At 43.8% G+C, this 14,085-nt stretch carries 7 protein-coding genes; all 7 read right to left on the bottom strand.

Annotated features, from left to right (window positions below):
• Positions 1-2: 2 nt before the first annotated feature.
• Positions 3-5,588 (bottom strand): hypothetical protein, encoded by a 5,586-nt coding sequence (locus tag QVE09_RS11335; RefSeq protein ID WP_315936922.1) that lies wholly within the window; start codon positions 5,586-5,588, stop codon positions 3-5.
• Between the two features lie 78 nt (positions 5,589-5,666).
• Positions 5,667-6,812 (bottom strand): hypothetical protein, encoded by a 1,146-nt coding sequence (locus tag QVE09_RS11340; protein ID WP_169482058.1) that lies wholly within the window; start codon positions 6,810-6,812, stop codon positions 5,667-5,669.
• Between the two features lie 16 nt (positions 6,813-6,828).
• On the bottom strand, positions 6,829-8,709 hold the full coding sequence (locus tag QVE09_RS11345; protein WP_315936923.1) for a hypothetical protein: 1,881 nt from the start codon (positions 8,707-8,709) through the stop codon (positions 6,829-6,831).
• 11 nt (positions 8,710-8,720) lie between these two features.
• Entirely contained in the window at positions 8,721-9,131 is a 411-nt protein-coding gene (locus tag QVE09_RS11350; RefSeq protein WP_076251166.1) for a hypothetical protein, read from the bottom strand.
• An 18-nt stretch (positions 9,132-9,149) separates the two neighbouring features.
• Positions 9,150-9,566: a hypothetical protein gene (locus QVE09_RS11355; protein ID WP_315936924.1), complete on the bottom strand. Its 417-nt coding sequence runs from the start codon at positions 9,564-9,566 to the stop codon at positions 9,150-9,152.
• Positions 9,566-12,706, bottom strand: a complete 3,141-nt coding sequence (locus QVE09_RS11360) for a M23 family metallopeptidase (protein WP_315936925.1) — start codon at positions 12,704-12,706, stop codon at positions 9,566-9,568. The genes QVE09_RS11355 and QVE09_RS11360 overlap by 1 nt, the downstream gene beginning before the upstream one ends.
• 16 nt (positions 12,707-12,722) lie before the next feature.
• Positions 12,723-14,060: a hypothetical protein gene (locus tag QVE09_RS11365; protein WP_315936926.1), complete on the bottom strand. Its 1,338-nt coding sequence runs from the start codon at positions 14,058-14,060 to the stop codon at positions 12,723-12,725.
• Between the last annotated feature and the right edge of the window lie 25 nt (positions 14,061-14,085).

Genomic DNA, 14,085 nt, shown 5'->3' on the forward strand with positions numbered 1-14,085 from the left:
AGTTAATCAGTGCCCGTTAAATCGTATTGTAGTTTGGAATCGGTATAGATTTGCAGTTTACCTTTCATGATGGATACTGAGATTGTGTACCATCGATCCCTTTCCCATTTAAAAGGTTGCATCGGAGAACCTACAGACTCTTTTCTACCCGCGACGACATGATACAGTTGCATCGATGTCCTCATATCTAGAGCATTTGTAGAATCACCACCATTGACCATGAACATCCAATAGTTATTGGTATCTTGCATTTTAAAAATAATACCAACGCCATCGTCACCCTTCTCGTTCTCATCTACCTTGAAATCAACGGAGAATTTATACTGATCGCCCAGAAAATTATTCCGGTACCATCCGTTAATTTGAGAAGTTTCATTTTTACTGTAAAACTTGCCGAGGAGCTCATCCCGTTTCCAATCGCCGCCTCCGAATTGAACCCAATCATCCGCCTGAACAAGTTCAAGTGCATCCATCTCTTTGGAGTATGGGAAATAAACGTTGAACGGGTCATGAGGATCATACTCTTCGGGCACGCCAAAACCACCCTCCCAGTCTTCGGGATTCATTCCGTGGTCCAACAGATTATCGGTATAATCGAAAACAAGTCCCTGCGCGGTAGTATCCATAAGAGGCAGATATCCCTCAGTGATCCGATCCCGATAAGCCAACACCGAATCAACTTCAATCTCAGAAGCCCTTCCTTCCACTTTGGCTTCGTGATAGATCTTCATAAGATGTGCTGTTCGTTCAGGCAAAAATGCAAAAAGCTGTTCCAAATACTCTGCCCGCATCTCAGGTCGTTCAGCGAAAATAAAGCCCGTGATCACCTGCGTACATCGTTCCTCAAAGGTTGCGAATGTATCCTCCGGATTCTGCAATTCAGACAAACGAGCATTCGCAAATGTTGCCTCTCGTGTCTGGTTTTCCAGATGAGATATTCGTTTATCCTCTCGTTCTACAATGATGACATCCTGTTGAACAAGCGCCACTCTGCCCTCAAAATCTGCATATGAAAAATCATCGACTTCTTGTCCTGATCCGCTTAATTTGATTGACATGTTAGTAACTTCTGTATTTAATTCACCATTAAGATTATTCTTAAACGCAGTCGTCATTTCGTATTGCCCTGTAGACTCAAGTGGTCCGGCTTCACCGGATAATCCTGCCCCAGCATTAGCGTGGTGCGCTGAGTTCGTGCCTGTCCATGTATAATCGATTAATTCACCATCCACATGTCCTTTCTTTCCTTCTGAACCATCTAGAAGAGAAACATCTTGTTCCAACTTGCTAGCATTTAATTGCTCTCCCACATGCCCATGCTGTTGGATTTTTAATGCTTCAGACATAGTAACAATTGAAGAATAATTGCTCGTCTTGTCACTCATCAAAGATTGCTCCCAATCAGCCTGGGAATTACCTTTTGTGCTTAACAAACCGGATTCAAACGTAGCCGGCAGTGGATTCAGAATTCCAGCTATATCTTCCTCAAGACCTGTGATTCGCTCGCTCTTTGATCCGTTCCATTGTTCTTCAACATACGAATCTCTTACCCGTTTATCTCCATTGTTGGTGAAGTGGTATTCGGAACTTCTACCATCCTTAATTGCGAGAAGATTTTCTTCCAAATTGCCATATTGAGGCTTGGTTGAAAACAGTATTTCTTCAATTTGTCCATACTGAGGTTTAATTCCGAGTAGCTGCTCTTCCAAGTTGCCATACTGGTATTTAGTTGCCTGCAACTCCTCTTCAATCTGCCCATATTTAAGCGGCAAACCTCCAATGGATTCTACTGGCACGTCTGCGTACTTAGGTTTATCCCCGCTGTCAAGATATTGATCCATCAAACCATATTGATATTTGGTAGCAACCCACTGGCTCTCCAGATTTCCCTGTTGCGGCTTATCAGCCACCCACTGCTGTTCCAGATTACCAAGCTTGTATACCTGACCATGAAAATCTTCATTTACCCATGAATCTTTCAATTGTGTAGCATGTTCAACTCGACCTGATTGCTCTGCCAATCGTTCTGAGTTCATGGCCAATTGCATTCCGTCTTTCATGTTTGCCTGTTTTAATTCTATATAACTGTAAAATGATCCTGCTGCTGTTACACCCAGTCGATGATTCGTTTCTCCCATATAACCATCATCCCATTGCATTTCACGCAAATCCTGATATCCAAGGCCATAACCTTCACTAGATAGACCTTGGCGTAAAAGTGGATCTCCTAATTCATATCCCTCAATTGTATTTGCTTGACGAATTCCAGATGTTACGGAGGTATACAACTGAATGACCTGTGCTTTTCTCATTTGTGAAGAAGCTCCTGAGACTATCTCTCCAGTCTGTTGAAGCTCACGACTAACAGGACTGCCTAAGTTATATTCCTCACTCACATGCGCTTGTTGACTGAAACGGGCACCAATGGAGTACTCTTCGCTAATATGCAGTTCTCGCAGATTTGTCGAACCCGCAACGTATGTATTAGAGTGCTCGCCTGACCGAAGGATAGATTCTCCTGTAGCATAATCTTGCTCGTTAAATAATCCATCTCGATCGTGATTAGAGCCATCGACTGTTTCATTCACCATGCCGAACTTTTCCTGTGAGTGAGCAGCGTTCATTTCTGATAGATCCTCATCGAAAACTCCTGGAGATGAATCAACAAAACCAAGTGGAATATCAAAATTAAAAGTAATCGGTTTGGCATCCCAATCCGCATAAGTCACCTCGATGGTTTCTCCGCGCCGATCAAACTTTGAACCCGTATTTTGCTCATTCAGCAACCCTTCTTGATTATACTCACTGTCCTTTTCCTTGAAGGACTCGGACATTTTATCATCTACATTCCCCTGACGGGGTAGGTGATCTGCATCTAGATATGGTGTGTCTGTCCATGCATCATCGGGCTCTTGATATGCTTCTGGCATGTCCATGGCGATGATAACTTGTTTCAATTCTCTAATACCCTCTGAACTGAATGTAACGAGTCCATTATCACTTTGTTTATTTGAACACAAGATACCCACTTCAATTAATGCATCGATTCTCTCTCGAATTCCAGTAAGAAGGTTTTCATCCATAAAGGCGACATCATCGGTCTGATACACCGCATCAATCATCATCTCCAGTACAAGCGCAGGGCGTTCTAATAATTCAGCTGCCAGCAATGAATCTTCTAGATGACCCGGATATAATTTGTTTCCAATCGTTCCACCATCACTGATGAACTTTTTTAGTAAGTCATCCAAGTAAACCATATGCTTCTGCGTCATATTTTTTAGGGATTGCCACAATTTCTCTATATTGAGCTCTTTGCTGCCTTTAAGTGCTACATACATCTCATCGTCAAGAAAAAGGTTTTTACTATCCCTACTCTTCAGCGCCTCGTAGACCGTATCTTCAATTGTCAATGTCTTATCTTCACGTTCTCCACGTAAAGCTTGGGGTAACCAGATTCCTTGCTCAGTCATGCGGTTACCCGCACTTGAGGATTTTAATTCTATCTCATATGTATCCGTTCGCTCGGCATGCACTTCTGTTTTGGGAATATACATGGCTCGCGGACCAACATGACCCGTATCGAATTGGGAAGATACAAATGTTTCAAATTTGTCGACCCTGCGTCCTTCTGAATATTCTCGAAGGAGATGTGCAGCTTCTTTATCTACCCGAGTGCCCTCAGGTTTATCCCTCTCAACATTAGCGAATTCTACTGTATCTCGATGTGCTTCGGGTTTATTTCGCAAGACATATCCGAACTCCGTAGCATCCCTTGATGCAAGAATTTGCTTATTCGTGTCCTCAACCGCTCCAAGTACAACAATAAGTCGGTGAGCCTTGATTTGCGTATTCACATCTTCAATATAAGCAGGATTATGATCTATGATTCTTTTGCCCCATGGAAATTCCTGATCTATTGTTGCCGGATTATGACCTATAATACGTTGTGCTCTTGGAAAAGCATTTTGGATCAACCAGGGATCACTACGAATATCTCTTAACGCAGATGCGGGATGATACCTATTGGCTGAAGATCTGTCCATATAAGTTTGCACACCTATAGCCATGCTTCCCCATAGACCTTCCTTATTAATCAAGGTAGGTGCCGTGAGTCGGCTCCGATCCAAATTTATGATCTCGTTTAAAGAAATAATATCATGCTCTGCGCTTCGTCTATATAACTGTGTTTCCGCTAAAAGCAGTTCTTTATTCGTATCTCTTTCCATTCTGAGAGACTGATGTACCACACTTGGGAATTGTCGTGTTTTCAGTTTAGCCAGAACAGGTGGACGCATGATTAACCCGTTTTCGAAATCTTTGCGTTGCCCCCATTGTTGTACGTACTGCATCTGCGTTTCAAAATCAATATTCCGCAAGGCTTGATTGAACTGAGCCAGTTGCCCTTCGACCTGAAGATTTCTTTCACCCTGATCTGGCTTATGAACACTGATTTCTCTCGTATGATCTATTGAAGAGAGAATTTGCTCATGTACAATTTTCATATATTCTTCTTGTAGGGAACGTGAAGAATTCCCTATTCGTATGTCATGATCTATGCTTGAATCCCGTTTATAGAAACGCTGGGAGTCACTCATAAGCTCCTTGGAGGTGTTCCGATGATGAGCTGTTGTAGCTTTTAGCATGTTTCCATATGAAACATCGAGTTCACGCCGAGTCATCGATGAAGCCAAGTCCAGCTTGGATATCGCAGTATCTTTCAGTCTCTCTTTAACGCTGTCAATTACTCTAACTATGATGCTGCGTCGCTCAGTTTCTTTCAGAGCACCATCCATCACCATTTGCTCCGTGAGCATCGAAACTGTCCGATTGGCTATCGCTAAAACCTCAAGCCGGGTATGCTTCTGATGATCTCTGGCTGACGCCATGATTCGTTCAACAACGGTTTCAACTGCGTCATCTCGCTCGTAATCTCCAAGATAATCCAGAATGACATCCTGATCCGAGAAACGAACACCCCATTGGGATGGATGAATTTTGTCCAGATTTTTCAGCAAGTTGCGTGTCACTGTAACATTCTTGAATATTCTCAATTCTTTGTTATTATCAACACGCCATGCTGCATCTTCCGTATGCAACTGTCCCTGATGCAGCCACTGCATTCGATCAGCAGCCTTTTGCTCAGAGTTATCCATAAGATTGCTATCTCGAAGAGATGTTCGAATTCCTTCAATCGCTTCTAAGGACTCATCGGCACCTAATCGATTACGCATGGCCTTAATGCCTTCTTCGATCTCGCTTTGTACCGTATTTCGTTTGTCTCCAATAGGTATCTCGTTTATCGATACATGATTCCTTGTTCTTCCATCAGACAGAACGATAAATTGTTCTTCTCCTTCCAAGTCTCTTTTGATGGAGTCAATCAATTCATCTTTTATCGTATCATCAGCAGCATTCCTTGCCATGTAGAAGTCCAGCATCAGTATGCTGGCATAACGACTATAAGGAATATATACAAACATATAGTCCAAAGGCCTGCTTCCTGTACTGCCTATCCTGAGCAAATATCCCTGTGATGTCTGAACAATGTCCCGGATGCTAAAATAGTATTCGTTTGTTGTGAGCACTGCATCACCCCCTCCAAATAAAAAGGGAACTCCTGAGCGGAGTCAGGGTTCCCTCTACTGAATCTATACGATTCAGGCCTATGCTTGTTTACTTGAGTAACGTACCTCTTTCAGAATCGCTACGCCCATACGTTGATTAGCTGATAAGTTCATAAAGTTCTGTTGTGTATCTGTATCGAAATAACGATAAACCTCTTGATGCCAAGGCTTTCCTTCCACGTCAATAATCAACTCATCCAGGTGAAGGATATTATGTTTTGTTACCGCAATGCAGTTGTCAAACTGACCACGATATCCCTCATAGGGGTGGACAACATAAATTGGAGACAAGTGATATTTGGACGTCCATTTGGATGCCTGGAAACCCTGTGGTTCAAGTTCAAGTCCCGTATCCCCAAGTTCAGGATCAATAAAGGCTTTGCCTACTGGTGGTGCTTGTGTAATGAAAGAAGGATAATGGCTTTGGAATTCAATACCTGATTTAGTCTTGAGCATCTGCAACGTGTTGTTACCTGCAGAAGTATACTGTCCATAGTAGTATGTACCGTCTTTGGCGATTGTTGCGATATCCGGTTCATCAATAACTGCACCTGCCGTCAGCATAACGTTTCCGTCTACATCATTGAGGTTGTATTTGAATGGCTTCAGCGCACCTACATAGAGGAATGATTTTTTGTAATCCAGGAAATTTACAGCCGGATCTGCAACCAGAACCATAGCCAGACGATTATTCATCACATTGATATACATGTAAACCGGCTTTTCTTTGTTTCGATCCGTTGGCGTATGACTCTCTAGTGCCCACTGGTACAGTACAGGGTGACCCGTTAATTTGAATGTTGGCAGTGTCTTCACTGGCAAAGCAGCAGGCTCTTCTCCTTCCAGTCCTTCAAGCAATTGGACCGTCAAAGTACTATGCTCTACATATTTGGGTGTTGGTGTAATCACTCGTGGAACAATGGCGTGATTCGTGAACTGTACATAATATTTTTTGGTGATTGGTTTTTCTGTTGTTCCGATAGTCATGGTGCCTTGAAGAATCAACAGACTGATACGATTTTCAGCATCCTTTTCCTCATAAAACACCTTCCACGAGTTATTCTCAGCTGTTTCACCCGCTGTTGATTCGAAGGGGAATTTCTCGAAAGCCGTGATCTCCTCCTTCAACTTGTTCAGAAGATCCTGGGATGTTGTAATGGTTTCTACATACTTAAAATTTGCCATGTAATGTTAATCCTCCTTATTTAATTTCCTTGAGTATTGCAATCGTTACCAGGTCAGGAGCAGGCGACTGCTTGAAAAAATTCATCGGTGATTTGATACTGAAGAATTTGTACACTTCCGTCCAATTACCAGCTGCAGGGTTATTATTATCTTTGGGAATCTCTGTATCTACAATCAGTTCGTCCAGATTAACGAGATTCTGATCATATATCGCAACAACCCCATCCATATAACCCCGATAACCTTCCGCCTGGTGCACCAGATAGACTGGACTTGCATGGTATTTCCCGGTCCATAGTGACTTTTGGAAACCATCCTTATCTAACACTAGTTTAGACAGTTCTTTTGGGATACTCCCAACATCGGGATAATTCGGCAACTGGGTAATAAATGCTGGATAATGAGCTTGATAAAGTACATTACCTCGAGTACGGAGAAGAGATACCGAGTCCATTCCGTTTGACGTATACTCTCCGTATTGCGCATACTTGTCCGGATTTAAATCCGTTCGAATATCATTTTTGGTATATCCTGTTAGATCCTGCTTCAAGTCTCCCATACCTACGGTTAAGCCAAAGTTTCCAATGTGATCATGATCATTGAAAGGTACGATTTTCCCAAAATAACCGAAACTACGGTAATAACCATGAATATTTGGAGAAGGATCTCCTTCAATGACAACCGCTGCTCGGTCGTTATTGACCGAAATATGGTAGGCTACCAGGTAATCCGGTCTCCGTTTTTTGTTTGGCAACCATTTCACAGTCGAGTTACGTCCGTAAAAGAAATGGGAAGCCGGGCTGATCAGTTCAGTAACTCCATCAAAATCCTTATCCCATGTGATGGTTGGCGGTGTGTACAATTTAGTTGCTTCAGGATCATTCCATTGCTCGTACATTGCTTCTGCTGCTGTCTGATCCACCACCACAGGTGTTGACCCAGGTGATACGGTTGAAGGATTGCAGATGCCTTTGTATGTAGCTGACGGATCACCCTTGCTTAATTCGCCTACAAATCCTACACCATGCTGGCAGTCAAAGTAATTATAATCTCCACCCGCAAAGTTCTGAGGTTGAGTAAACATGATGAAGTAATCCCGAGAGGAAATCCCCTCTGGTACATCTGGTGTAGCTTTCAACACAACCTTTGGTGTAGTGTAGTTGGTTGGTTCAGCTACGTAATATCGTTCGGTGAAAGTGTAATTTGTTGCAAGAACAGGTTCAGTTCTATGGTAGTAATTACTACTACCAGATGAATATCTTTCATTTTCTACTCTTAGCTTAAAACCGTTTCTATTCAAAGCATATGCCCAATCTCCAGGCATTTCGGTAATCAACTCAAATTCATTCCAATCCGTGCTATCGACCCTCGTTGTATTTTTCTTGGTCTGAGTTTGTTTAACAAAATACACACGGGTACCTTCTACAGAGGTTTCGTCAGGGATAATGACGACCAATGCATTCGGGATATTTAAATAAACAGTTTGACCTTTATCATCAAGATACTCGTGTGTTGTTACAAGAATTTTTTTGTTTGTCTTAATATTGGGAGAACCGAGCACCTCGTATATGTATCCATCCTCATCCATAAGCATTCTTCCATCTTTTGCTGCAGAGATGTTTTGCAGGTTGCTCGCCAATCTCAATACATCATACAACTTACCATCAGTATGCTTATACTTTCCTTGCACGCCTGAACGGGTCATCTCTTTGTAAGTCACCCATACATCTGACATGGACTCGTAGACCTTTTTCCATTTGTTCTCCACATTTGAACTATCAGCGGATGGAATCTTCGCACCTACAATGGCATCGGCCAGATTAAAAATAATATCCTCTGCTTTACTTTCGCCTGACACGAATCCACTGAATTTGGTTAATGGTACTGTCTGTGCCATCGTCACCCTCCTTATCTCAAAAATTTGATGTTGTACCAGACCGACTTGGCTTCAGCCACCGCGTTGAAGAAGTCAAACGTGATGGTCGTTCCCGCCGGAATCGGGTAGACAATTCCGAAACTGTTCCCCATAGAAACTGATTCAGGAAGTTCCTTCGTATAGATGGTACGACATACCTTCTCCGTCCCGATCATCAGCTCCCAGTAATCGCCGACACAGTAGTGGCTCGCCGCAAACGCAATGCTCAGAAACTCTGTGTCATACGCCAAGGTGAACGTATCAGACTTGGTGGTCTTCGCCGCCGGAATGTCCAACATCTGTCCCCGAATGAACGGGATCGTCTTTTTACTGAAGTGTGGGTACGGCAGCTCGCGCACTTTGTCGATGACGCCACCCGCGATGTAAGATACATTAAATGCCATGGAACCACCTCCTACATGTTATATACGACTTACGCTCGTTCCAGTTAAGCGTCCTTCGTCATCATAATTTAGACCAATATTGTAAGTGAACATTGGCTCTCCAGCTGGATCATATGTACGGGCCGTCACCTGCGTTAGCCTGAAATATTTGTAATAATCATAATCCGGGTGGGAATAGCCCACTCCGGAAGGAAAGTCTTCCTCATCCTCTGAGCCAAACTTCATCCAGATCGAAACCTTCCATGCCGATTCATACAAGAGGTCTGCTCCAGTCACCCTGTCCGGGTCTTGCATGTGCTCCCGATATAATGTAACGGAAGGCTCACCTTCAAGAGGAGAAACATTCGAATTGGAGATACTGCTATATTTGCGAAGCTCCCGGTGGATTAGATCCAGCACGGGAAATACAATATTTTCATTCACAATGCCGGCCATTACACCATCACTCCCTTTCTTGCCCACATCATATCAATGACCTGTAACATGCCACGGTCAACCGAATAACTGGTTTTAATACTTTTAATCGTATATACAGCTCGTGTGGTGGTCGTTTTATCCGTCACAATGACGTTGTCGAGCAGATCAAGCGCAGGATTCGCAGGAATGGACACCTGAAGCGTACGGCACATACGTTTCATATCAAAAAAAGCTCGCTCTGCCACCTGTCTCTTGGCTTCAACCGTCTTCGCCCAAGGAACGGCCAGCACCATGGTTCGGATCTCTCCTTTGAGTTCGAGCAAAATCTCCTTGTCCACGAAACTGCTCTGACTACTATTCGAGTCAATAACAACAATGTGGCTTCTTCCTCTGGACCAATCCGTAGATTTCGTAATGGAGATCAGATTGTCATTCTCAGAAAACTCTGCCACGACAGGTTTGTCATAATTCAGGCGTTCCAGTCGGTATGTACCATAACGGTCACAGTAGCTTCGATACGGAATCTCCGAGATCACCTCCTGAACAGCTTCCGTAACTTTGGCAGACCATTGCTCAAACGTCCTGCCATATTCCTCAATAAATGGATTAAGCCATCCATTCGGTGTCAGCACTGTACTTGCGTCCTTAACTTCAAACTCACCTTCTTGACCCGGTACGGGGACAATGACCCTGCCCGTCTTCTGATTCAGCTCAATCAGATAGGTCTCGTCAATCACGTAGTCAGGATAAGCGCGATCCTCACTGGTAGCCCGCCAACCCACCATACCTGCATGTTTAACCAGATCTAGTACAACCGTTGATTTGACCCAGGCCGGCTTTTCAAATTCTACAGGCTGAGCTGGTGTTGGTGTAACTGCGGGAGTGGAAGTGGCTGTAACGGTCCAACTTGCCGGGTCTGCAAGCATCTCCTGATAATAGGTCCATACCTTGTCCACCCAATTCTCCCGATCTTGACTCCAGGTCATGGGAGCAATGTCTCCACCATTATGGAAATAAAGTACATCCGCCTTGGAACTCACTTTTTTCCCTCTGGAAGCCAGCGCCTTGGACATCCGTTCTGCTCCGCGCTTCATTTGCTCCTGAATACCTGCATATTTCTCAGTACACGGTCCCTCACTAGGACAGCCATATCCAAGAATAAAGCTGCCGTTCTCATCTTTACCCTTACCTTGTGTTCCGAGAACGGTCTCGTGCCTGCATATCGCAAGCAAAAACTTATGATCAGGTACACCATACGCTGCCGCTTGGGCCTGTGCAGCCTGAATGATAGATGATGTCCGGTCCGTGCCAACTGCTGCAGGCGGTACCGGATCTGGCACATTGTCAATCTCTTCAACTTCTGGATACGCTTTTTTCTCGGAAATGACTTTCTCAATAATGCGCTTGTACATATCTCGAGCCGTGATCTCCAACGTGGAGCCTTCGCCATTGATGTCCACCTTATCAATCAGTCCCGTAAATACCCGCATCATGTGCTGACCATATCCCATATATATGCGTATCGGTGTGTTTTCACTCAGAACCCCGATATGGAATCCGTTTGCGAAATAAGACCATGGAGACGGTACACCCCCAAGCTCAGGAAAATGAGCAGGATTATAATCGGGGGAGAAAAATCCTCTCGGATTGGAGATGGTCAGCCGAGCCTCCCGGGCTTCAGAATCAAACTGATCATCGATTTCGGCACTAATGATATTGGGAAGAACCTGTGTGTCCATATAGACAAAAGATCCAACCTGAATAACATCCGTCTCGACCCTTCTATTATTGATAAAATCTGTGTAGCTGTTCGTTTGATAATATCCTTTAGATGGATCGAGCCCTTCTTCACTCTTTTGATTCTTCAACGGAGCAGGCAACAACTCTTGGATGCGAATATAATCAATGGCGAATTTTTTATACTTCTTACTCGAAGCAGGAACAGATCCGGCTGGGACAGTGGAGTTTTGTTTGCCCCCATACGTCACCTTAATCTTTATACTCTTGGCTTTTGCAGGGATCACAATATTATTCAATTCCGTCAGTTTGGTCAGATCATATGCCCCGTTAAACTTATTGACATAGGCATACGTTTTACCATCGATCACCACAGCAAAAGAATCCCCTTCCGCATCACTGAAATTAGTTCCCATTCCAATACTAAGCAGCCCTTGCGTCGGCATACTCAGTTTCGTCACGTTAATCTCGAATTCAGCTACGGCGGCTTTGCCTTCAAACGTATACAGCAGCTTGCCTCCTGAATCAAACATAGTCCAGCCCGATTCAATCTTCGCATAATCCGAAAATTTCACTCCGGTTGTATAAACGTTTTTCTCATGCCAGTTTCGCTTGTCGAACTTCTCATTCAGTTTGATCTCTCCGGGATATCCTTCGACCTGAACCGGCTTTACATCAGTAAATGTTGTTTTCGCATTTCCGTGCAACTTGCGCTGTCCCTTGAAATACAATTGAGGATTAACTGCCTTACCACCTTCTCCAGTTCTCGTTGTTGGATTGACTCCTTCCCAGATCTCAAAATGCAGATGTCGTCCCTTGCCCACCGCACGTTCAGCCGCAGACACCTTATGACCACCGGTATATACGCCACCCGTATTGCCTAGTGTTCCAATGACAGCCCCTTGAGCTACTTCATCATCCACCGAACAGAGTATCTCTTTTAAATGAAAATACTTGGTGATTACACCGTTTGCATGTCTTATGTTTACGGCATTACCAGCACCCTTTGTTTTACTATAGGATATTCGAACAACCTTTCCAGCCCATGCAGCCAAAATCGGCGTTCCAATATCATCAAATAAATCAATACCTTTATGAATTCTTGTACCTTTATCACGAGGAGAGCCAAATTTATCTGAAACTGTAATACTATCAATCGTTTTACCCTTAACCGGAAAAAAAATCTCCTGAGCATTTGCTTGAGTCGAACCGTAATATATACCATTACTCGACTCATCCACCCAAACGGATTCTGTACTGATGATGGGTACCTGCTCGGTTACGATATGCCTGAACTCTTCTGTCCGTCCCGGGATAAAGGCCAGCCGATCTACTTCGACCCGGATATTGGGAAGCGCTCCTTCCCCCAGCTTCAGACGTTGGGACAGCACATTCATAACCTCATCCGAAATTGGAATCATATTGTAATCTCCCCCCTTACTTGAATCGCTCGATGGTCCACTTCATGAATCGGTCCAGGAAAGCTGCGGCTTCAGCCCGGGTCATAGCGGAATTCCCAAGGAACCATACCTCTGCCTGTTCTGTGCCATTTGTAGGTCTCCCCATATCTGTTACTATCGCTGCACCATCCAGCTTGTTATTGATCGGAATGCCAGCAATTAGTGGATCATTGTTCGCAAATGTTTCGTCTTCCATTTCCGAGACAGCTATTTTCCAGAAAGCATCCTTGGACTGTTCTACCCGCTCCTTTTTGTCCCGATAATAAATGGCCGAATCTTTGCCAACGTCTGCGAACCTCTCACTCACATCTTTGAGATAATAGAAAGTCACTTCGTCGCCCTCTGAGAAAGGTTGATTAAAAACAACCGTATGGTTGTCAATTTCCGAATAAGCCGGTGTTTCTTGGTCTTTATCTTTTTTTTCGTCTTTAAATTTCACTGTAATTTTAAGTTTCTTTTTACCTGCCGGATAATTGCCATTAAGTCTAAACACCCGTTGACCCTGAAATGCCGTAATAGGCTGATTAATCTCCGTCGTTGGTGCTTTCATGTCCGTAAATCTGGCATAGAACACTTTGCGCAACTTGTTAATCAGATGAAATGCTTCTCCCCGCTGTATAATGGCATTAGGAAAAAAACAATTGTTGTATGCTGGTTTGAGTGTTGTCGCTTTGATATCTTCACTCTTGAATTTGTTATTCTTCGTCCAATAATTGAACTTGCAGGTAACACCGTTAAGATTAAAAGGAAGAAACACCGAGCCCCCTGGGCTGACACAATAAACATCCGTTCGGTAACCAATTGCCTTTGTTGCAATTTTGGTTACCGCCTCTGCATCTCCCATGGTATCTGCCCATACTTCGGAAGGAATACTGAGTCTGCGAAGCGGTTGGCCTGCTGCATACAAATATTCCTGATGATTACGACTAAATGGATCGTAGAAATAGGTCGTCGCTGCGCTAAGTACAGCTCTGGGCAGATCTCCAGTCCAGGACACGGGTGGCCTTTTCCAAGCACTGTCCAGCAATGGTTCACCATAACTACAGAAGGACACCACCTGTCCTGCTTTTACACCCGTATACAACTCCACATCGGTTAATCCCTTACTATTGGTTTCAGCCGTTTGGTAGAGCGTTTGAACACCATCAATAAACACATACAGTGGATTGTCATCTGTTGGTTTAATCAGTACAGGCAGACTAAATGAGGTTTGCCCCGCTTTCCCTTTGATTTCTTCATATACAAAAGGCTTGCCTTCCTCAAACTTGTTATAGTTGATTCCGGCAACAAAGACTTCACCATCTTCCAAAACCATATTCGTAGCTTCCATAACATCGTTA

The organism is Paenibacillus sp. ClWae2A (assembly GCF_032452295.1).
Classification (GTDB): Bacteria; Bacillota; Bacilli; order Paenibacillales; family Paenibacillaceae; genus Paenibacillus.

Bases quoted from the DNA above. Each gene is read 5' to 3' on its own strand.
- QVE09_RS11350 (WP_076251166.1), bottom strand. From the start codon at position 9,131: ATGGCATTTAATGTATCTTACATCGCGGGTGGCGTCATCGACAAAGTG.
- QVE09_RS11340 (WP_169482058.1), bottom strand. From the start codon at position 6,812: ATGGCAAATTTTAAGTATGTAGAAACCATTACAACATCCCAGGATCTT.
- QVE09_RS11345 (WP_315936923.1), bottom strand. From the start codon at position 8,709: ATGGCACAGACAGTACCATTAACCAAATTCAGTGGATTCGTGTCAGGC.
- QVE09_RS11355 (WP_315936924.1), bottom strand. From the start codon at position 9,566: ATGGCCGGCATTGTGAATGAAAATATTGTATTTCCCGTGCTGGATCTA.
- QVE09_RS11365 (WP_315936926.1), bottom strand. From the start codon at position 14,060: ATGGTTTTGGAAGATGGTGAAGTCTTTGTTGCCGGAATCAACTATAAC.
- QVE09_RS11360 (WP_315936925.1), bottom strand. From the start codon at position 12,706: ATGATTCCAATTTCGGATGAGGTTATGAATGTGCTGTCCCAACGTCTG.